Annotated in this window: 20 protein-coding genes; 8 read left to right on the top strand and 12 right to left on the bottom strand. The window is 49.8% G+C overall.

The features are described from left to right. Positions 1-128 precede the first annotated feature (128 nt). The 3 genes from IDH45_RS17480 to IDH45_RS17470 all read left to right on the top strand — a co-directional run bounded on the left by IDH45_RS17480 (position 129) and on the right by IDH45_RS17470 (position 1,457). Positions 129-461, top strand: a complete 333-nt coding sequence (locus tag IDH45_RS17480) for a YtrH family sporulation protein (protein WP_190929411.1) — start codon at positions 129-131, stop codon at positions 459-461. Next, positions 458-985, top strand: coding sequence for a hypothetical protein (locus tag IDH45_RS17475; protein WP_190929410.1), 528 nt, complete (start codon positions 458-460; stop codon positions 983-985). Before IDH45_RS17480 ends, IDH45_RS17475 begins: the two co-directional genes overlap by 4 nt. A gap of 178 nt (positions 986-1,163) precedes the next feature. Beyond that, positions 1,164-1,457 carry a YtpI family protein gene (locus IDH45_RS17470; RefSeq protein WP_190929409.1) on the top strand — a complete coding sequence of 98 codons (294 nt, stop codon included), beginning with the start codon at positions 1,164-1,166 and terminating at the stop codon, positions 1,455-1,457. A 132-nt stretch (positions 1,458-1,589) separates the two neighbouring features. On the opposite strand, the gene IDH45_RS17465 is transcribed toward IDH45_RS17470, so the two are convergent. Then, complete coding sequence (locus IDH45_RS17465) at positions 1,590-2,921, bottom strand: DRTGG domain-containing protein (RefSeq protein ID WP_190929408.1); 1,332 nt, start codon at positions 2,919-2,921, stop codon at positions 1,590-1,592. Between the two features lie 284 nt (positions 2,922-3,205). Here IDH45_RS17465 and IDH45_RS17460 point away from each other — a divergent pair, with 284 nt between their 5' ends. Both IDH45_RS17460 and IDH45_RS17455 read left to right on the top strand, forming a co-directional pair. Next, positions 3,206-3,418, top strand: coding sequence for a hypothetical protein (locus IDH45_RS17460; RefSeq protein WP_190929407.1), 213 nt, complete (start codon positions 3,206-3,208; stop codon positions 3,416-3,418). Then, positions 3,408-3,644, top strand: a complete 237-nt coding sequence (locus tag IDH45_RS17455; RefSeq protein WP_190929406.1) for a hypothetical protein — start codon at positions 3,408-3,410, stop codon at positions 3,642-3,644. The genes IDH45_RS17460 and IDH45_RS17455 overlap by 11 nt, the downstream gene beginning before the upstream one ends. 160 nt (positions 3,645-3,804) lie before the next feature. On the opposite strand, the gene IDH45_RS17450 is transcribed toward IDH45_RS17455, so the two are convergent. The 4 genes from IDH45_RS17450 to IDH45_RS17435 form a co-directional block, all read right to left on the bottom strand. Beyond that, complete coding sequence (locus IDH45_RS17450) at positions 3,805-4,083, bottom strand: hypothetical protein (RefSeq protein WP_223836748.1); 279 nt, start codon at positions 4,081-4,083, stop codon at positions 3,805-3,807. Positions 4,084-4,203: 120 nt separating this feature from the next. Beyond that, positions 4,204-6,210 carry a glycosyl hydrolase family 28-related protein gene (locus tag IDH45_RS17445; RefSeq protein ID WP_223836747.1) on the bottom strand — a complete coding sequence of 669 codons (2,007 nt, stop codon included), beginning with the start codon at positions 6,208-6,210 and terminating at the stop codon, positions 4,204-4,206. A 154-nt stretch (positions 6,211-6,364) separates the two neighbouring features. Next, complete coding sequence (locus tag IDH45_RS17440) at positions 6,365-7,636, bottom strand: sialidase family protein (RefSeq protein ID WP_190929405.1); 1,272 nt, start codon at positions 7,634-7,636, stop codon at positions 6,365-6,367. A gap of 51 nt (positions 7,637-7,687) precedes the next feature. After that, the gene (locus IDH45_RS17435) at positions 7,688-9,004 is read right to left on the bottom strand and encodes an ABC transporter substrate-binding protein (RefSeq protein ID WP_190929404.1); all 1,317 of its coding nucleotides are present in this window, start codon (positions 9,002-9,004) and stop codon (positions 7,688-7,690) included. A gap of 522 nt (positions 9,005-9,526) precedes the next feature. On the opposite strand from IDH45_RS17435, the gene IDH45_RS17430 reads away from it, so the two are divergent. Then, on the top strand, positions 9,527-10,006 hold the full coding sequence (locus IDH45_RS17430; RefSeq protein WP_190929403.1) for a hypothetical protein: 480 nt from the start codon (positions 9,527-9,529) through the stop codon (positions 10,004-10,006). Positions 10,007-10,336: 330 nt separating this feature from the next. Here IDH45_RS17430 and IDH45_RS35300 read toward each other — a convergent pair whose 3' ends face one another. The 7 genes from IDH45_RS35300 to IDH45_RS17400 form a co-directional block, all read right to left on the bottom strand. Then, positions 10,337-10,648, bottom strand: coding sequence for a Stf0 family sulfotransferase (locus IDH45_RS35300; RefSeq protein WP_397327083.1), 312 nt, complete (start codon positions 10,646-10,648; stop codon positions 10,337-10,339). 106 nt (positions 10,649-10,754) lie between these two features. Further along, the gene (locus IDH45_RS34695) at positions 10,755-10,997 is read right to left on the bottom strand and encodes a Stf0 sulfotransferase family protein (protein WP_263364829.1); all 243 of its coding nucleotides are present in this window, start codon (positions 10,995-10,997) and stop codon (positions 10,755-10,757) included. 179 nt (positions 10,998-11,176) lie between these two features. Then, entirely contained in the window at positions 11,177-11,938 is a 762-nt protein-coding gene (locus IDH45_RS17420; protein ID WP_190929402.1) for a phytanoyl-CoA dioxygenase family protein, read from the bottom strand. Positions 11,939-12,012: 74 nt separating this feature from the next. Then, a complete protein-coding gene (locus IDH45_RS35000) occupies positions 12,013-13,908 on the bottom strand; it encodes a heparinase II/III domain-containing protein (RefSeq protein WP_190929401.1) in 1,896 nt (631 codons plus the stop codon). 83 nt (positions 13,909-13,991) lie between these two features. Continuing rightward, positions 13,992-15,479 (bottom strand): extracellular solute-binding protein, encoded by a 1,488-nt coding sequence (locus IDH45_RS17410; RefSeq protein WP_190929400.1) that lies wholly within the window; start codon positions 15,477-15,479, stop codon positions 13,992-13,994. Between the two features lie 38 nt (positions 15,480-15,517). Further along, complete coding sequence (locus IDH45_RS17405; RefSeq protein WP_190929399.1) at positions 15,518-16,372, bottom strand: carbohydrate ABC transporter permease; 855 nt, start codon at positions 16,370-16,372, stop codon at positions 15,518-15,520. A gap of 113 nt (positions 16,373-16,485) precedes the next feature. Next, a complete protein-coding gene (locus IDH45_RS17400; RefSeq protein ID WP_190929398.1) occupies positions 16,486-17,448 on the bottom strand; it encodes an ABC transporter permease in 963 nt (320 codons plus the stop codon). A 220-nt stretch (positions 17,449-17,668) separates the two neighbouring features. Here IDH45_RS17400 and IDH45_RS17395 point away from each other — a divergent pair, with 220 nt between their 5' ends. Together IDH45_RS17395 and IDH45_RS17390 are read left to right on the top strand one after the other, a co-directional pair. Then, positions 17,669-19,189 carry a response regulator transcription factor gene (locus IDH45_RS17395; protein ID WP_190929397.1) on the top strand — a complete coding sequence of 507 codons (1,521 nt, stop codon included), beginning with the start codon at positions 17,669-17,671 and terminating at the stop codon, positions 19,187-19,189. 15 nt (positions 19,190-19,204) lie between these two features. Further along, the gene (locus IDH45_RS17390; RefSeq protein WP_190929396.1) at positions 19,205-20,956 is read left to right on the top strand and encodes a sensor histidine kinase; all 1,752 of its coding nucleotides are present in this window, start codon (positions 19,205-19,207) and stop codon (positions 20,954-20,956) included. Positions 20,957-20,965: the final 9 nt, after the last annotated feature.

Genomic DNA, 20,965 nt, shown 5'->3' with positions numbered 1-20,965 from the left:
GCCTTTTGTTCGCTTCTCTTATTGTAGCATATTCCGGTAGGGGTTTCCCATACAATAGTGAAAAGAGAGCGGCCAAGCTTTCGGAAGCGAATCTATCGGACCGGAGGCGGAAGAAAGGGGATTTGCGGATGCGGGAATTTGTAACCAATCTGGCGATCGATTTCCTCGTTGCCTTCGGCATCGTGCTGGGCGCCTGCATGCTGGCCGGCATCGGATCGGTGCTGACGCTGCAGGCTCCATCCTACAAAATGCTGGATATTGCCGGGCGCATCAAAATATGGGCCATGGTGGCGGCCGTCGGGGGGACGATCGATCCGATCCGGGTGATCGAGACCAACTTTCTGGAAGGTCATCTGTCGCCGGCTTTCAAGCAGATTATGTACTTTGTCGCCGCCTTTGCGGGCGCTCATATCGGAACGGTGCTGGTGAAATGGATATGCGAGGGGGGCGTCGAGCCGTGAAGCGGCAGCCGAATCCGAGAATCGCACGCTGGCTTGCCGGGGCCGGCTTGCTCTTCTCCGGGATGATCATCGGCAGCGCCTTGTATATGAGCATGCATCAGGCCAACTTCAGTCAGCTCGTGAAACGCAACACCGAACTTTTCGACGAAAACGAAAACCTTAAGAAAGAAATCCAAAACTTGAACAAATTCAAGCACAGCCAGTCCGTAGTCAAAAAAATAACGGTACGGCTGGAGAAATCGACCCTCGATCCGCTGGTCGAGCAGGAACTGAGGCAGCAGGTGCAGAAAAAGCTCGAGCCGTTTTACGAAGGCCACAGCCTGTCGATCTTCACCTCCGGCAAAGAATCGGAACGTCTCGCGGAAATTCGCAAGCTGCAGGAGATCGTCACGAATCAGTATTCGGTGAACGATCAGAGCTACAAACTCGAGGCGACGGGCATTGCGATCGTCCAGACCGAATTGATCGTATTCGTCAAAACGTCGGCCGCTCTCGGCTCGATCGGCTCGTTTCATTTCCGCTGATTTTTGTAGAACCAGGGCGTTTCTGCTATGATAGAAAGAAAAACAAGATGCAAGTACAAGGTCACCCGGGCGCGTCCGGCATCCGGGGAGCCGCTTTAGGATCGCCGTCAAAGCCTCTGCGATGCGCGGCAACAGATCTGGCCTTGCAGAAGCTTGTGACAAAGGAGTATCGTCTACCATGCAGTGGCTTCAAGGAGCCCTTCTGATCGTCTTTGCCGTTTCATTGCTCGGCTCGGTCTTCTTCAGCATCCGTTACCGGAGACAGCATTCCCGAAAAGCGCGGGGCACCGATTCCGCCAAAATGAATATCAGCATGGGTCTTATGCTCATTTCCATCTCGGTCATCCAGCTGTTCCTGTTCACCGGTTCGTCCGTCCGCGTCGTCGTCGGCGCCGTCATGCTGCTGCTCGGGCTGTTCAACCTGTTCGCGGGCATTCGCAACTACGGGATCTACAACCGGATCAAGGAATAGGCTCTGCCCTATTCCTGCAAGACGCGCCGGTCTGTAGGCGAGAACTTCTATAATTAATCGCAAAGACGCTTCCGGCTCACCCTCTATGGACACGGGGACCGGAAGCGTCTTCTGGTTTGCAGCGGCGGCTTGTCAGTCGATCGCCTGCGCGGACAGCATCGCCTTGCACACGAGGTTCGTTCCGAGGTAAATCTCGACGTCGACTTTGCCGTGCTTGCGGTTCAGCTCGATCACTTTCGGCCTGATCTCGATTTCGCTTTCTAGCTGGAGGGGACGCAGGAAATAAGCCGAGAAATGCTCGAGGACAAAGTCGCCTTTCTTGTGCGTCTTTAACGAACGATAGGCAAATTGCGTCATCAGCGTTGTAAGCACGCCCTCCGATACGGTTCCGAGTCGCCCGGTCATCTGCGGCGTAATGACCCCGCGATAAGACAGCTGCCCGCCGTCCTCGCGCATCTCCTCGAAGCCCATCACGATCAGATCCTCGAACGTCTCGCCGATTTGCGGCTGCTTCTGGATCACCTGCAGCGCCTTCAGCACATCTTGACGGCTGATCACCGAGAGCAGCTTGCCTTTCGGATCGACGACCGGCAGCAGCTCGATTCCTTCCCATACCATCATATGAGCGGCGGACGTAACCGAAGTTTGCGGCACGACCGTGATCGGACTGCGGGTCATCAGCTTGTCCAGCGTCTGTTCCTTCGGCACGCCGAGCACGTCCTTGGAGGCGATCATCCCGATGACCTTGTTCCATTCGTCCACGATGGCGAACCGACTGTGGCCCGTCTCCTCCACCAGCTTCTCCCAGTCGGCTACGGTACTGTTGCCTTTGAGCGTGTGCGGCGGCTGCTGTGTAGACAAGATGTCCTCGACCAGCGTGATCTTTTTCTTGATCAGCCTGTCGTAGATCGCACGGTTGATAATGGAAGCAACGGTAAACGAATCGTAGCTGGTCGAAATCAGCGGCAGTCCGAGCTCGTCCGCGAGCCGTTTCACCTCGTCGTTCGTATCGAATCCGCCGGTGATCAGGACGGCCGAGCCGTGCTCCAGCGCATACCGGTGCACCTGGTAGCGGTTGCCCACGATGAGCAGGCTGCCCGGCTCGATATACCGGGCCATTGCTTCGAGCTGCATCGCGCCGATCACGAACTTATGGAGCGTTTTCTCCAGACCGGCCGAGCCTCCCAGCACTTGCCCGTCCACAATATTGACCACTTCGGCAAACGTCAGCTTGTCGATATTGGTGCGCTGCTTTTTCTCGACGCGGATCGTGCCGATCCTCTCTCTCGTGCTGACCAGTCCCTGATTTTCCGCTTCCTTGATGGCGCGGTATGCGGTTCCGTCGCTTACGTCCATTTCCTTGGCGATTTTGCGTACCGATATTTTCGTATTGATCGCCAGCGATTCGATATATTTTAAAATTTGCTCGTGCTTGGTGGCCGACTCTTGAAGCAGCTCATCCATTCTGTTATACCCCATTCCTACGAAACTGTACCGTTCTGTATTACTTTCTATTATAGTACCCGGCGGATAACGTGACAACCGTAGGCGTTCGTCCGAACCGCTATAGGAATCCGATTTCCGGAACGTCTAGCAAAATTGGAGGATTATACCACAAGCAAACGGGCGTGTAAACGATAATTCCAGATTCCCAACTGCACTACTCACAACGTTTATTTTCCTTTATTCTGGAAATACATGATTAGATTGGAGGAACCCATACCATTCGGCAGGAGGATTGAACCGTCATGGACAACGTCGTGGTGGATCGCCAAAACTTAGAGATTGCGATTCAAACCGTGCTTCATCATTACCACAGCGAGCTGGAACTGGCGACCAAGACGAATAATTCGGCCTTAATCCAACAGATGGCCGGAGAAATTACACGGAGGGCGAAACAATTTCAAACCATAACGGAAGACACCATGATCGAAATGGAGGATGATGACGATGAGCTATAGAAGCGTATCGCCGCACTTGAAGTCAAGCTGCTATAACTGCCGTTACTTTCAGACGGGCGGCGATATGTTGAATGGCTTATGTTTCTATAAAGCGACCGAGGGGAAAGTCGCCATCGGAATCGGAACATGCGGCCACTTTACGATGAAAGGCGGATCGGATCTTGCGTGGAGGGGCATCGCCCGCCGTCCGGGCGGCGATATGCGCCAAGCGACCGCAATTCGTTAGCCGCCATAAGCAGATACGACAAAGACGCTTCCATCTCCACGGCTTCCGTGGTTTTGAAAGCGTCTTTTTCCATGCCCAAGGACGGGGTCCCATGACGGTTCCCTTCCCGGATCGGCCCTTTCGCCTGCGAGGATTCAGGCTAATCTGCGAAAGGGCTTGTTTACTTTTTCGTGCCGAGCGCCCGGATCTTGCTGTCGACCCACATCTGACGCCGCCGGCGGCTATGATTCCGTACACGGGCGAGCTCGTGTTTCGTTTCTTCATCCACTCCTAAGATACGGTGCAGATGCGCCGCCACGATCATCAGGGCGAATCCGATCCAGACGATGCCGAATACGGTCGGCAGCGTAAAACCTCCCCCGATATCGAGACGCGGAACGGCGTAGATCAACATCCCCAGCGCCAGGCTCATATAGATGACGCTCTTCCATTCTTTCATGGCAATCTCTCCTTGGGTTGTACTCCCTTCATTGTATGAGACAACCTTGCAAGGTATGACTGCCATCGCCCGGCGGGACCCGATGACGAAATTCGCTTGTGCCGGAATCACCGGGGAAGACTATTGCAGATCGGCCCGAATCTGCCCGGCGTTGTCGACATACACTTTATACGTGTGGGTCCCGTCCGGCGTCGTCATCAGCAGACCGTCCGACACGTGGACGTTCGCCCAGCGCCTGGCCGGCTTTCCGAGGCTTGCTCCCTGATCCGTCTTCGGATGTACGCCGCCGGCGAATTCGCCGTCTCCGGCGGTTGGTGAAATTTTCAGCTTGGAGCCGCTCGTGTCGAGCAGATTGCCGATGAGTTCGATGTTACCGCCCGGAGTGACGGCCAGTGCCGACTGTCCGTTCGCATTTTGCAGCTTGATCCGCTGGTCCTTCGGCCCGCGAATTACAAAGTCCCGCTCGTCGGACAGCGGAAACGTCTCGAAGCTGTCAAACACGTAACGCGGCGCAAAAAAGCCGGTGTCGGTATAGCGGACGCCTGACAAACGTTTGAACTTCGGCGCTTTGTCAACGGATACGTGAAATTCGGTCGCCCAAAACTGCACGTTCTCCGTATGGCCGCATGGATAAGCGCCTCTGGCTCCGGCAGCGTTCCGGTACGGGGACGCGATCAGCCGGCCGCCGCCCAGCACGCCGTCCTGCCTGCGGGCAGACTCGAAATAACAGCCGATAAACTGAATGTCGTCCGAGTCGTGCAAATGCAGCAAAATATCCTCGAATCCGAGCACGGTGCAGGCGATAAATTTCAACCCTCGCAGGTTGCCGCTGGCTTCGATGTTTTTGGAGACGCCGAGTCCGATACTACCGTGCGGCGCCCCTCTTTTGGAAGTGTGCTCCAAACCGGCGATATAACAGTTCACGTAGGTCGTCCCGGCAAAACCCGAGCTGAACGGGGATAACCGCAGCCCGTCCCCGACATTCCCGAGCTCCTCGGGATTGCTCGCGATGCCGTGCAGGGTGAGTTTGTCGCCCGATACGCTGGTCGAGGTGTAGTTGAGGTAGCTGCCGGCCAGCCGCACCGTTCCTTGGACGGGAAACGGATTGCTTGCAGTCCACGGAATTTCGATCGAATATTGCCCCGCCGATCCGCCGAACGCTGTAACCCGGTACATATCGCCACCTCGCACACATACGCCGGTCATTCCTTGGAACAAACAATCGTAGAATCGGTTCCTTTCCGCTCCGGCTTTCTTGTACTCATTGCCGAGCGAGCCGGCCGCCTGAAGCTTCGCCGCGATCCGCCAATATCCAACGATCTGCACGTTGTGCATGAGGATATCCTGGGCGTTGTCCAGAAATACCCCGACGTCCCATTCGTCGCCGAGCGCAGCCGTCAGCTTGTCGTTGTAGCCGCTGATGCCGTTAAAATTCGGGACGAGGCGCAAGTTTCGGATCGAAGCGAATTCGCAGCCTTTCGGCACATAGATCCCGACTGAAAACGTACGGGTCGTCGCCGGGAGATTACCCGCAGCATCGGCGTTGCGGAAATTGGTCAGCCCGTAGACGGAATCCGCATGATCCGGCAGCGTCTGCGGATTGTGCAGCACCCCTCCGGAAGGAAGCATATCGGTGGCGTAAGCAATCTCGTATGTTTTCGCCCCGGTGCCGAGAAAGCGCAGCTCCGTCGGAGCCGGCTGCTTCGGCCGGTCGGAAAAGACCAGGTCCCACGCGCTGACGCCCGCTCCCTCAAGCGTGACGCCCGTGTGCAGCTGCAAGGTACCTGTCACGTTATAGATGCCCGGGGGCAGGAAGACGATCCCCCCGCCTTCGCCGGCACATGCCTCGATCGCCGACTGAATCGCGGCTGTATCGTCGTTCGTCCCGTCGCCCGCCGCGCCGAAATCCTTGACGTTTACGGCGCCGTATGTCGCTTGCTGTACCGAATACGATGATTGCTCCACCGTCTGATTCGAAGCTGCGCTCGCTTGCAGCAAGCCGCCCGCCGCGACAGTTATACCCGCAGCGCCCATGGAGAGCAGAAGCTCCCTGCGGCTGACACGTTTGCCCGTTCCCTCGGGTTCTGTTCGAACAGGCTGCCGCTCACTGCCGGACTCGTTCTTCATCGCTCAACGCCTCCTTGGATCTTGTCCTAGTCCTATAGCCGGCTTCCGGCGATTCAGGCGTACGCTTCTTGTCGGGAACTGCTGACGAACGCCCTTCATGAGCCTGAAAATCGCCGGAACTCCTTCTGATCGCGCCGTACAAAATACAGCATGCCTAGTAAACAAGCTTTCTGAACTGGCGAATCCGATGAAACGAAATAAAGTTCCCGTTATGAGCCGTAACCGCCCGCTCGTCGCCGGAGCGGCTCAGCACAACCAAATCGTCCCCGTCGACAGCCATGCTCGCGTAATGCCGGGCCTGCTTCGGGTGATCCGTTTTCGCGACCAGTCCGGCAAAGCACCAGTCGATGCAGTTTCTGGAGAAGTGCAGCTGCAGCCGGTGCCGCTCGTTATACGGCAGGTCGAAGCGCTCCGGCGGAAGCAGCTCCGCCCGCGTCATGCTGTCCGTCGTCTGGGTGCTGAGCAGCCAGTACAGCCGGGTCGTCTCATCGTATAGGATATGAAACTTCATCTGGCCGCCGGGACACGGTACGAAGGCGATCGTCTTTCCGGAAGGAACGGTCTCCAGCATCGTCGCGATCGTCCCGTCCTCCTGCTCCACCGCTTTGGCCACATTCGCGAAGCCGGTCCCTCCCGTATGCGCTCTCATCCAGAGATGGAACGTGCGCCCTTGCGGATCATGAAAATAATGGTTCGGATCGGCAAACTGCACGACATTCGTCTCCAGCCAGCCGATCCGGACGGCCGGCCGCCCCGGGGCGATGCGCGCCACGGTGCCCGGTTCGACCTTGTAGAACGGAACGCCGAAGCCGTTCAGCGCGTCCTCGTCGATCGCGTCGCGAAAGCCCAGCTCGGAAGCGAACGTCCAGCTTGACCGGAGAGTCAGGTCGCTGCCGGCGCTCGCCCGCATCAGAACGGGGGCAAGCACGCTGACCCCCCAGCCTTTGTAGGCCGGATCGGTCATTTTCTCCATAACGAGATACACATTGCCTTTGGCATAATGAACGTTCGCCGGTGCCTGGTGCCACTTCTCGCCATCCGTAAGCCGGACGGGGGCACTCCACGTCTCGCCCCGGTCGTTCGAGCGAATGATCGTCAAATCGTTGCAGTGGCCCAAAACATATAACGCGTCCCCCGCGACGAACGGTCTTCCGTGAATAAACGGAAAGTCGGTCCGAAACGTCCATGTGCGGCCTTGATCGTCGGAAGTAAACACTTTGCCCTGCCACGGCCGGCCTGGCTCAAGCTCGCCCTTGCTGCCCGGCAATGCCGCTACGCCCGGGCCGCCCAGATCGAGCGTGGCGACAAGACGGCCGCCCGGCAGTACCGCGAGTCCGGGACTGTATGCGAACACGGTGCTCGGATCGGGCGACTCGTATACCTTTACCATTTCCGGCGCGAGCTCTTCGACTTTCCAATCGGACATTTACCTTCATCCTTTCCCGCCGCTATCCAACCTGATCCGGCAGTCGTTTTTTTATTTTTTGTTTTCGGCGATCATTTTCGTTATTTCCTCGTCCATCTCCCGCAGTGCCGTATTCAAATCTTTGGCTCCGGTCAATATATCCTTGTTGTACTTGTTCATGATCGTGCGGGCCTTGCTGTCGTAAGGGGTTGGAATATGCGATCGGGCCGGGGTCGTCTTGTAGATGGCTTTCACGTTTTTCCCTTGCAGAAACGCTACGTCTTGGCCGAACGCCTCCTGTACATTTTTGGCTTTTACTATCGGCATCTTGCCGTTGCGCGCCATCAGCAGCTGATTTTCTTCGGACAGCAGCACTTCGACCACCTTGTAAGCGGCATCCTTTTTGTCGCTGATCGAAGTGACGACGATGCCGTGTCCGTCGAACTCATGCCCCGTATTCGGCGCTTCCTTCAGGCTCGGATAAGCAACCATATCCCAGTTCAGCTTATCCGCCACCTTGGAGATCGCCGGGAGTATATTCAGACCGGCCAGCATCGCAAGATTGCCTTTCGTAAATTCGCCGAAGTTGTTCGGATTGACGAATTTTTCTTTATAACCGGGGATCTCGTATATCGTGTTGTACATTTGGAAGATTTGCTTCCACTTCTCGCCGGTTACGGTGGATACATGCTTCTCGTCGATGATCGGCTGGCCGATCGCGGAAGCGGTGCGGAACGGCAGATCGGGATCGAATCCGCGATATACGACGCCGCCCTCGGTGCGGGTCATTTTGCGCGTCAGCTCGATCGTCTCTTCCCAGGTCATGCCGTCCTTCGGGTAAGGAACGCCGAACCGGTCGAACAAATCTTTGTTGTAATAAAGCGCATTGAAATGTCTCGTGAAAGGAACGCCCGATAAATGCTGGCCGCCGCTCGCGATCTTGAACGAATCGAGCGCCACCTGTTCGATCCGGTTCAGGTCGATCTGATGCTTCTTCAGCATCGGCTCCATATTGTCGGCGAGCTTGGCTGCGATCACATCGTCGAACAGCAGGTTCGCCTCGAACAACAGGTCGAATTTCTCACCTTTTGCAAGCAGCAGCTCGTAACGGTCAACCGAATATTTCTGGCGGATCAGTTCCAGCGTAATGTTAGGGTATTTTTTCTTGACTGGTCCCTCGACGTACAATTGATATTCTTCGTCCGTAATCAGACCGGTGTCGACGATCTTCAGGGTAACCGGCTTCGTCGCATCGAAGCCGTCGGCCGGCGCCGCATTCGTCCCCCCGCCTGCTTGTTCCCCTCCGCTCTTCCCGTTCGTCCCGCCGCATCCGACGGCCGATAGGACGGCGAGCGCGGCCATTGTCCCGGTAATCCATCTTTTTGACATAGTAGAATCCCCCTGCATTCAAAATGGTAAAGCGTCGTCTGCCAACTCCGTACACGCCTGTAAACCAACTGTCTGTCTGTCGATGGCGTTCAACGCAACTTGCCGGCTCCGGCAACCTGCGCATGATTGCCGAATGTGTACCGCTTACATTCGTTCTTTATTACGGAACGACGTTTCCTAGGAATAGTATAACGCTTACCCTGTACCGCTTCATTGCAATTCTTAAGGTTAACCTCCCACTTTTTAACGCCAGAATGTTTAGGATGAGTGCGAGTTCAAAAAGTCCGGTTTTCAGCACCGAGAAGATGGGATGAAGCTAGGAAATGAGGAGCGTAGTGGCAGCTACGTGAGCACCGGAAGTTCCGGCTGAACTATTTTAAAAACATGCTCCGGGATTTACCACCGCGTGTAAAATTGGCGCAGCAAGTGTACAAACTGTTCGAGGATTACATTTCGCAATATAGCAAAATGAATTTGAAATAATCCCCGAATTCGTTTTTCCCTTGGGTTTAACCAAATTCTTTGGGAGGGATACCTCTGGATGATGAACAATACAGCCAATCGATAGAAAAGCTGAAGGAATCGTTTGAAGCCGGCACCGTCAAATTTCGAAACGACAATAATCGTGCCTATATCCCGAATCAGGTCTACACGGATCGATTGGAGCGGGTTTTAGAAGGAATATGGAGCAAAGATATCCGTGAAATCGAAATTAACATTCCACATTCGTTTGTGAAGGCAGTCGTACGTGTGTACATCGGGTCATATTTTCGGGATGGATCTGCCATTGCGGAAATCACATCTCAAGGTGTCAGCAACGCAGAAGACCGCGCAAAGAACGCAGCCTTCATTGAAGCACTGGATACGTGGGTAATGGGATGGCGAGACCTCGCGCAGCATAACGATGATTGGGGCAAAAATCCAGCTCTCGCTCATCTACGATCCGCCCCCGTACCAGGAGGAGTTCAACCCCCCTCCTCCTCACGAAAAAGTGGACCGTAGATGTATCGGGCCAAATTGCGGGAAGTTTCTGACAAATGAAGATTACAGCGTTTTAAAGAAGATACCGAACTTCAATATTCAAAAGATGGTTTATTGTCCCGATTGTCTCCCGGATGCTTTTATGAGAAAGCTCGAGCCGGTGGCCACCAGCCTCCCCATTCATTATTGAACCAAACTTTCTGAAGCCCTTGAAAAAGCAAAAAGAGGAAATAAACGACTACTACGTTTATTTCCTCTTTTTCTGAATATATTTTCTTTGCAATGATTATCACCAGCAGTGGAGTTGCACTTTTAAGCTTGGGGTACCGCCAACAAACGGGAAGTCCGGAATTATGAACCCATGCATGACAGCTGGTGCACAGCCAAATGAGTTCTTGGACTTTGTTCACTTTGTCGAGCGATAGCGTTTGTGATGACAATGCCCGAGAAGTACAGACAGGTCGGCATCACAAGCCTTAGCGGAACAATCCCCGCCTCGGAGAAGAACTCTTCCAAAGCAGCTTCTCTCAGAGAGCATTCGGTGAACAAATGATTAATAGCGTCAAACTTGTACTTATCCGAAAGTTCATGCTCCTGCGGCTTCTCCCCATACTTTCTGTGCCACTCTCCAGATACAATCGCTCTCCACCAGGAAACCGCCAATCGTACTTTATTTCCTCCGGGTCATAAAGATATGCTTGTTGCAGTTTGGAAAAGCTTCGCTCCATACCGCAGCCCTGGAGGCAGTTGCAGGTATATCGAAAATAGTTCAGAATGAGTCAATCCAGCGGGAATCAAATGAAGTTTTTAGTCCGAATACTCCGTTCGGGGTCGTCCCCTCTTTCCAAATCTGCTCCATAACTTCCTTGGAAATCGTTTCTGGATCTCTCTGACTATAATGCAGCCACTCGCCCGGATCGCCCGCTACCCCCGTTGAGAAAAGTGCATAATTAAGTAAGGTGCTTCCCGTTCGCTGTGAAAACCAAATCGTATAGCTTTGTGCCGGTCTCATCGTACCACCCTCTCTGATTGTTTTGGCCCAAACAGCTCTTTCCCAAAATCATCTCACAAAATAGTTAAATTTCCGTAATAAATATCTCCTTTATTGAACTCTACCTGCTGAACGAAAATGAAGCTGCCGATCGTTCTCCCGGCAGCCTCTGATTGATTACATCCTATAAGTTCTTTGTATTATCCATATGGCCCTCTTGGGTGCATTCCCAACAACCGGCTCATTCGCGGGTGCTCTTTCCAGCGCTCCACGATTTCTTGAGGCATCTTATAATTGACGAACGGATAGAAACGTTGCGATATCCATCGCTTTCCATACATTACTTGCTGTACGACTCGAGGCTCATCGCTCTCATTGCGCGCACCCCGGTGCCATAACTGTCCTGTGAAAATAAGGCAATCGCCCTGCTTGGCCAAAATCGACACCGGTCCTTGTCCCTTGTATAACGGAGAATCGTGCTCCGGATCAGGCTCCTGGCCGCTGCGGTGACTTCCGGGAATAACCTGGGTAGGTCCCATCTTTTCCGTCACATCTACTAGATAATAGATGCACGTGATCAGAAATGTAGGCATTTGCATCCGTGGATCGAATTCAACACCTTCCGGAAGCGGGAAGAACAGTTCTTCGTCCACATGCCAATTATCGATGCCCTTGCCTCGGGGTGTTCTCATCGCGTTCATTGCGAACATATGACATTTCGGACCGAGCACCGCCTCCGCTAAATCGACGACGCCAGGCTGCATGATCAGCCGCTGGAACTGCTCACCCTTCTCAAACATGCGTGTCCGGAGCCCGTCCCTGTACCCGTCACCCGGTCCGTCCATTGCTTCCAGCACACCTCTTTTTAACGCTTCCGCTTCTTTTACTTGCAGCGCTCCTCTAATTACGGTATATCCGTTTTTGTTAAATTCCACTAAATTCTCTTGAATGGATCGATCCATGCCTAACACTCCCTATGTCGTTTCGTTTATATCCCAGCCTTCGATCGACTGATCATACGTAATACTATGAATTTTCAGACTTTTAATAATGTAAACATCACTTCACCGCACAGCTCTACTTGCTTCTGCTTCAGTACAACCCGGAATAATTTGTCCCCCCAACTCGACTTGAGTTTCATGTCAGTTAGTGGCATCTCTTCAATTGCAATATGAAAACTGTTGGTATCAACTAACATTTGGACTGCATCTCTGCCGGATATGAATAATAGGCCTCCTGCGATATGCCTCACTTCGCAAGGAGTAATAAAATGATGCGACAAGCTTTTATTTTTTTCAAGCTCATAGCGGTCATGAATCACGACGGTTTGGTTCAACCGGTCCAACGAAGCATGACGCCTGTATTCCTTCACATAAGCTTTTGCTTCATACGCTTTACTTATGTCCATAGATAAGCTTGCCGAATGTTCGGTTGAGCTGTAGCATACTTGCTCTGCATAAAAATCGGCTCCCGCGCTCTGCATGATTCCATTAACGGTCGGCAGATTATGATATTGGGACTGCATGGTCCATATATCGTACCGTTTCTGGCCGAAAAATTCCCTGCGGTATACCTCAACACCGATGTCAATGAGGATCGGACTCGCGTTATAGAACACGACAAAGTTCCCGACATCGTTATGATTATGGCTGTCTCCATTGCTGCCTCCCTTAACGCAAAGGAATAATCCGCGATCCGGTTCTTCGAGTTCCCTTGCTACCAGGATGCCCATGCTTGGAATAAAGGTTTCTTTTTCAAATGTCACCGACATTGCCTTCTCTACCATGTCATCGGACCGGACGATGGAAGACATGGCCCTGGAAAGGGAATGCAGCGGAAAAATGTTGTTGTCCAATTGATCTTTAAAGCAGTAGGCTCCGAAATCCTCCAACTTTGAATCCCTCATATATTTGCCTGCGGTATAAATGATTTCGGCTGCAGGGTTATATTTTGCGCTTCCGTCAGCGAAATTCACGACGTAACCCTTGCCGATATACATTTTCCGGATATAATCGGTGAAATTGCGGAGCTTCCGCTCTTGATAAATATCAATGGAGCCGCCGGTCGCGTAATGAACGAGAGCTAGTCCCTCCAACAGCATGCCGCAGGATCTCCCCCAATAGGTGGCGCCTTCGTCAATGCCCCCGTCCTCGTCAATTCCTTGCAAGTAGTAATCCAGCATGTCCAGGGCGCGAACGATTCCTCTTTTACGAAGATCGTCGTCCTCCTCGCAGAACAAAATGCTGATCAAGCTGTTGACCACACACCAGGGATTCCAGTTGTTCATATCCCTCCGGTCGCTATACCCCATCCACCAATAATCGTATCTCGTCAGGAACGGGTTGATAATTCGACGTTTGAGCTCTCGCTTAATACGGCGGCTTACAAGCGGCTCGATCTGATCCAATTGATCTTTTAGCAGATAATACACCATGGCCAGCGTCATTCCGGTTTCACTTGCGAAAATATCCAATGCGCTATTGTCTATATCCGGCAGCGTTCGTTCGCCGTTAATCGGCTCCGGCTCATAGATAAAGTTATGCGCTGAAACGACCCAGGAGCTTTCCTCGCAAATACACCAGACGCCATTAATAATATCTTCCAAATACAAGCCGTCGCCTGCAAAACACTCGGCTAAAGTCAATGTGGACAGAGCGTGTCTTCGTTCAAAATATGGCGTTTCAAAGACCGACCGATCGCCGTTTTTGAAAAAGGCCATAAAGTCTGTAGCCTTCAGCATCGGATAAGAAAAGCTTTTGTACGGTTGAACCTGCTCCATGATGAGATCTCGAATCTGACTGTTAACAGATTTCCAAAGCTCTCGATCCCCGTAGCGAAAAAATGGATCAAATTGCTTCAAGGGAAGCACCGGAATTTTTTTTGTTTTGGTATATCCTGAACCTTCCGTCTCATATAGGAATGGTTTAAGCACCACTTCACCTCCGATATAAAGAAGAGAAGATGGAAAGAACAGCCGGAGGATGCCAATCTTTCCACTCGCCTCCCCAGTCGCTTTTATTTATTGATTTCGTGCACGACTGCGTTAAGGTCAACTTCCTTGGCGTAGCTGTTAAAGCTTGCCACATAGCCATCGTAATCAATCTTGCCCATTACATAGTTGTGGAATAAATCCGTAGTTTTAGCTTTCAAATCACTTGCAATGTTGCTGTAGCGGGAGAACTCGCTGGACGGCGTATCCGTAACAACATGATCCATGAAGGTATCGCCAAGCTTTGCAATTTCGACAATGTTCTCATATTCCCTTTGAGTTTCCTCGTCGAATGCAAACGGATATTTGAAGTTTCTGTCCAATGGAGGGAACGATTGTCCCCGGAAACCTACGCCTCCGTTAGCCGAATTCGGAACAAGTTTGCCCTCAACCAGATCGTAGTGGTAGCCTTTAATTCCACGGCTAGTTGCGATAATGGCTTCCATATCAGTCAGCAGCCAGGTGAAAAAAGTATCAAATGTTTCTTTAGGCTGCTTGCTCGCGCTAGTAATACCGATTGGGGAGTCTGCCTCAAAGTAAGAGAGTCCGAACACCCCTTTATCCCCTTTAAAGGGCTGTAGATATTCAACATCTGCACCCTTGAAGTTTTTGTCCAGACCTTCCTTAAGCGTATCGTAAATATCGTCCCACATGATAATAGCACCGGCTTGACCGTTAATAAACTTGGTTCGTACTGCGCCGTAGCTCGTATTTGTAGGCATCTCCAGATCAATCAATCTATCTTTATATAATTTACTCATAAAATCCATATATTCTTTGTAGTTAGGGGTGAGGAACGGAACGACAGCTTTTCCGTCCTTCATATAAATCTGATTACGTGTACCGAAATAATCGGCGAACATTTCCTGGTCCTTCAATACAGCGGAGAGAGTCAACGGAATCGTATCCTTTTTCCCATTTTGATCCAGATCATGATCCCGGAATAAAGTCAAAATGTTAATCAACTCATCCATCGTTTTCGGCTGGCCGACTCCAAGCTTCTGTAACCAATCCGTACGCAGCCACAAGTTCATGAATTTCTGGTTGTTAACGGATAAGGCGTACGTTTTTCCGAAATATTTAAACGGCTCAACGACATTCGGGTTGGCATCGAGTATCGCTTTTACTCTCGGGTTTGCGTTAATATAATCGTCGAGCGGAACGAGGAAATCCTGCTTTACTAGCGGATATGGGTTGGAGGGCAGGCGTGCAAGGTCCGGCATGTCCCCGGAAACAAAAGTTGCCGTGACTTTATCTTCCCAGTTGTTTGACGGAACATGCTTAATATCCAGTCCAACCCCTGTTTTACTCTTAAACTGTTCCGACAGCATTTGCGCTACTTCGGGCGTATTGTAGTAGTCTTTGCTCAAAAACGTAATGGAAGCCAGCTTTTTTTTCCCTGCTTCACTTTCCGCTGCTGACTTGTCGGCGGTGTTTTTGGAACCTGAGCTGCACGCGGTCAATACCATCGAACCGGCTAAAACACAGGCAATCATCGTTTTCATTTTTTTCATGTTCCTTCTCCACCTCTTTGTTTAGTATTTATTTTGGATCAGCCCTTTACAGAGCCGACTAAAACACCTTTAACAAAATATTTTTGAATGAACGGATAAACAATCATAACCGGAATTAACGCTACGACAATCGTTGTGTATTGAATGTTTCTTAACAGGGTCTGTTCCGCGCTGGTCGAATCCATAGAGTTCTCCATGACAAGCGTGCGCAAGACAACCTGCAGCGTATGCATGGATGGGTCATTAATATAAAGGATGACCTCCAGATAGTTGTTCCACGAAGCTACCATGTAAAATAATCCGATGGTTGCCAGCGCGGCAGTCGATAAGGGAAGTACGATTTTAAAAAGTATTTTGATCTCGGAACAGCCGTCGATTCTCGCACTCTCAATGAGCTCAGACGGTATGCTCTCTAAAAAATTTCTCATAATCAGAATGTTAAAAGTGTTTAGTGCAGCCGGAAAAACTAAAGCCGTAAACGAGTTAAGCATCCCTAAGTCCTTGACTAGCAAATACTTGGGCAAAAATCCGAGACTCAGCAGCATCGGAAGCAAAACAATAAAATTGAGCATCCTTCTCCCTACAAGCTCCCGTCTTGCAAGCGGGTAAGCTATTCCAATCGTCAAAACCATCGATACGACAAGGCTGCACGCGGTTACGAACAAGGAATTTAAAAACGGCCCCTGAATGAGTTTATTTTCCAGTACATATTTATAATGATCCAGAGTAAAGCCTCTGGGAAATATGCGGAATGACGCATCGGAAGAAGTCGAGAATGTGAGCTGAACAACGTACATAATCGGCAGCAGAACGCTTAAAGCGAATAAGCCCATCACGATAATGGAAGTCGCTTTGACTGCCCTTTCCTCTAAAGTTTGCTTGATCAGCAGCACTGCTTGCTCCCTCCTGTCTCAAGGATCAACGGCTTTGTCGTCTTAAGGACGAGGCACCGTTTACCGAGAACTATAAAATCATTATGAGCTGTGCGATACAAATCCTAATCCTTTTAAAATACGCCTTCATCGTTAATTTTTTTGGCGATTGAATTCGTAATCAGTACAAGCATAAAGCCGATGGAGGCTTTAAAAATACTAACAGCCATACTGTATCCGATCTTCATCTCGCCAATTCCCGTCCGATAAGCGTAGGTTTGAACGACGTCCGCCGTCTCATAGACGACAGGAGCAGCCATAATGAGCACCTGGTCGAATATGTTCAATATTTTCCCAAGCTCAAAGATCAACATAATGACGATCGTCGGACGAATAGATGCCAACGTAATGTTCCATATTTGCGACAACTTGCCGGCGCCGTCTACTTTAGCCGCTTCGTACAGAGCAGGATCAATGGACGTAATGGCGGCTAAATAAACAATAGCTGCATAGCCGGCTCCTGCCCAGATATCGGAAAGTACCAGCAATTCGCGAATATGCTCTTTGCTTGCAAACCAATAAGCTGGCTCCACGCCCATCAAAGTCGCCAACTGCGAGTTAATGCTGTTTTGAGGAGCGAGAATAAGAAACCAAATACTGCCGATTACGACCCATGATAAGAAATGCGGGAAATAAATAATCGTTTGCACGATTTTTTTGTATAGCCTTGACGTGATCTCATTGAGCATCAGCGCGATCAGAATAGGAACAGGGAAACCAAAAATCAGCTTCATTAAGCTAATGATTATCGTATTTTTGAAGGCGTTCATAAAAGATGCCGAGTCGATGAGTCTTCGGAAATTATCGAATCCAATATAGGAGACTTGGGATAAAGGAACCTCTCCATAATTGGTAAACGCCCATCGCAGCTTCAGCATTGGAATATATTCGAATAGCAAGTATAGAGCCAACGGAATAATCAAAATGTAAAAAAGTTGACGCTGCTTGTATATATTCCGAATGACTGTAGTTATTTTGGGGCTTGATGGCCGCATGGACGGGTTGGCCTCAAGTTTAGTTGTACGTATAACTTCCATCTCCTCCCTTGTCTTGTTTCTCCCAACTTTCACTTGAAGCTTAACAAACCGCTATCATCGCTCACAATCCATAACATTAATGTATCCTCCCGAAAATCAACCGATCTCATGAAAGCCATTCGTGAACACACAACGGTTGACATTGCGTTAACATTCATATGATAAATTGATGTTAGATTAACCGAGTCCCCCTGGTACCTTCGGATTGGAGGAGTACAGAATGTTCGATATCGTCATCGTCGAGGACAAGAAAGTAACTCGTGAAGGGCTTGTACATCTTATGGATTGGGCTTCCTTAGACGCGCGCGTAGTCGGCGCGTTTGACTCCGGACAAGCAGCCATAGAATTTCTGAGCCGCAACAAAGCCCATATCGTCATTACGGATATTGAGATGGAGAACGGAACCGGAATGGAGCTATCCGCATATATCTGTGAACGCATGCCTCAGACCAAAGTTATCATTATTAGCGCTTATGAGCGTTTTTCCTATGCCCATCAGGCCATTCAATTAGGCGTATTCGCTTATCAGCTTAAACCGGTCGACGAGAAGGAGCTACTGGATAAAGTTTCTAACGCTATTAGCCAAATCAGAAAAGACCAGGAGGCGCATGCGCTTGCCTCGCTTCTAGCCTTGCAGGAGCTTTCTTCAACACTTGAGGCTTATCTGATGAACAGACCGGTAGATTATTCCCTGCTTCAACAAGCGTTTGAAGTATTGCAAAGCGAGTTGGATCACAACATAGCCGCCGTATTCGTGCTTAGGGGATACGGCGAACACATCTCTATGCGCAAATTGAAAGAAGAAGTGGCGAATTCAGACAAGAAGATTATGCTGATGCAATGCGGAGCTCTGCTTACGGGGGTTATTTTCTACGACAAGCCTCTAGACAGCTATTATTTCGAAAGCCTTTACAAGATCTTTAAATTCAGAAAAAAGGTGCGTATCGGCGCCGGAATTATCGTGTGCGATGCAAATCAGATCAAGGAATCCTATGAGAGCGCTCTGCAGGCTTATCGTTACGGTTTTTTGCATAACCTGGGGCTGGTCACCTTTTATGAACAAATCCAAAACGACTTGCAGTTGAAGCGAAAAAGCTATAAAACGATTTATCTCGATTGCTCCTACTTGATCAAGTGCATAGAAGCGGAATGGGATGCTGAAGCATTGGAATACATCGAGAGTATGATGGTGAAATGGAGGGATACAAATAGCAGTATTACCCACATGATTAATCAATGCAGTGAGTGCGTCTTCCGATTATCGTCGGAGCTTTCGGTTATGGAAAATTTCACTCAAGAAGCCATTCTGGCGGATTTCGAGCTGATGACAAATCTAACTGAGCTGAAGAGTTACATGCTTGAAGTGCTCGGAACTATTTCCAACGAGGTCAAGAAAAAACAATTGCAAAAAATACGTCCGATCGTCAAACTGGCTTTGTCCTATTCGGTGGAGCACATCGAAGTCGGCTTAAATTTGAAATTTATAGCGAGCAAGCTTAATACGAGTTACGTGTATTTAAGTAAAGCATTTAAAGAAGATATTCACATTGGTTACACGGAATATATGAATATGTATCGCATAGAGCTGGCCAAGAAGCATCTGGCGAATCCCTACGCCAAGGTTGGCGATGTTTGCGCCCGGATCGGTCTGGAGCAGAAGAACTTCCACTTTCTATTCAAAAAGCTTACGGGCATGACACCGAAAGAGTATCAAGGCAAAAGATTACCCGTGAGCGGTTAAACATAAGGAGTGCGGATGCTACATTCAATCAAGTGGAAAACATTTATCGCCATTATTGCTTTTTTTGCCGTTGCGACGACAGTGGCTGGCGTTGCAAGCTATAACATCATTGAAAGCGATCTACAAGAGCAAGCCATTCATAACGCAAATCTAGAGATCAACTTCGCGATTAAGCAGATGGATGATCAGTTCAAGTATTTGGATCAAGCCTACTATACGGTTTCCTTCGATAAAGAGATTACGAAAGAATTATCCAAGGAACCCCATGAGGTTAATTACAAAATGATTTTGACGAAGCTTGAAAGCATGTTGTTTTCTTCTAATTACAAAGTTCACTCCATTTATTTCAAAGATATTCGCAGCGGAGTAATCGTTTCTACCGACGATTCCAGTATTGTGAAGCATAATAGCAACTATTGGGTTGAGGGCTTTACTGCGGAGGAGCTGAAAAATCCTGGTTTGATTCATACCCGTGACCTTGCTACAGGCTCCGCCTCTCTCGTAGCTTTGGCCGGACAAGTAAGGAAGAACTATTTCGATAATCCTGTCGCCCTGCTTTCAGTCAACATGCTGCAATATTCGTTTAAGGAAATATTGGTGAAGGATAACGTATACCCCAATTCTCTTCAAATCATTAGCAACGAGCATAATGAGGTAATTGCCAACAGCGCAAATGCGGACCCCTCGGCAATCATGCCGATCATCAAGAGCGTACCGACTGGAGAACGTTTATTCATTGACGGTCAGTCCTATATCGTCATTAGCGGAGAATCCGATAAGTATGGCTGGAACTATTCGAAATTGCTGCCGGAGAAGGAAGTTTTCGCCGGAATATATAAAGTGCGATCCGTGCTCCTTTTCATCGTTTTTGTTTTTTCCTTAGTGATGCTTGTGTTCCTCTATCGTGTACTGGATCATGTTACCGCTCCAATTTATCAGCTCTCCGCGATGATCAAAAGGTATCGCCAAATTAACTATGAGAAGAATAATGAGAAGGTTGAATTTGTAACAAACCGCAAGGATGAATTCTCGTTCTTGTTTCAAAGCCTGAACGATATGGTGCGGCGTATCGACCGCTTGATCGATGAGGTTTACAAGGCGAGCCTATACAAAAAGGAAACGCAGCTTCGCATATACCGCAACAGTATAGATCCGCATTTTATTTATAATATTTTGGACTCTATTATATGGACGATGAAATTCAAAGAGTATGATAAGGCTGTCGACATCATTCAAAACTTCTCCTCTTTTCTGCATCACACGCTTCATGCGAATCGGGAGTTTATTTGCGTTATGGATATGTGGGCTGAGCTGATCTCCTACTGCAAGCTGGAATCGTTCCTTAAGGATGATCTCATCACGTATACCATCGAATTTGAAGAAGCCGTTCAACAGCAGTTGGTGCCTTCCTTTATTCTTCAACCGCTTGTTGAAAACTGCTTCAAGCATGGTTTCAAAGGGCGTAAACAGGGAGAAATAAAAGTGACTGGCTATCAGGAAGGCCAGGACTTTGTGTGTATGGTTGAAGACAACGGAAATGGAATGACGGAAGAGAACCTGGATGCCTTAATGAATAAAATCCGAAATTATGATATTAACGCCAACAAAAAACATTTCGGAATTGCCAGCGTACACAATCGGCTGCAGTTATATTACGGGGAAAATTACGGGCTTACCATAATGTCTGAACCAGGCAAAGGAACAAGAGTAATGATTAATATGCCAATTCGCAGGGGCATGACAAATGGCTTCGAAAATAATGCATGATTATGACGA

Origin of the sequence: Paenibacillus oceani, assembly GCF_014705615.1 — a bacterium.
GTDB lineage: Bacteria > Bacillota > Bacilli > Paenibacillales > NBRC-103111 > Paenibacillus_AB > Paenibacillus_AB oceani.
Note: the sequence above shows the minus strand (reverse complement) of the source record. Positions and strands in the feature narration are given on the sequence as shown.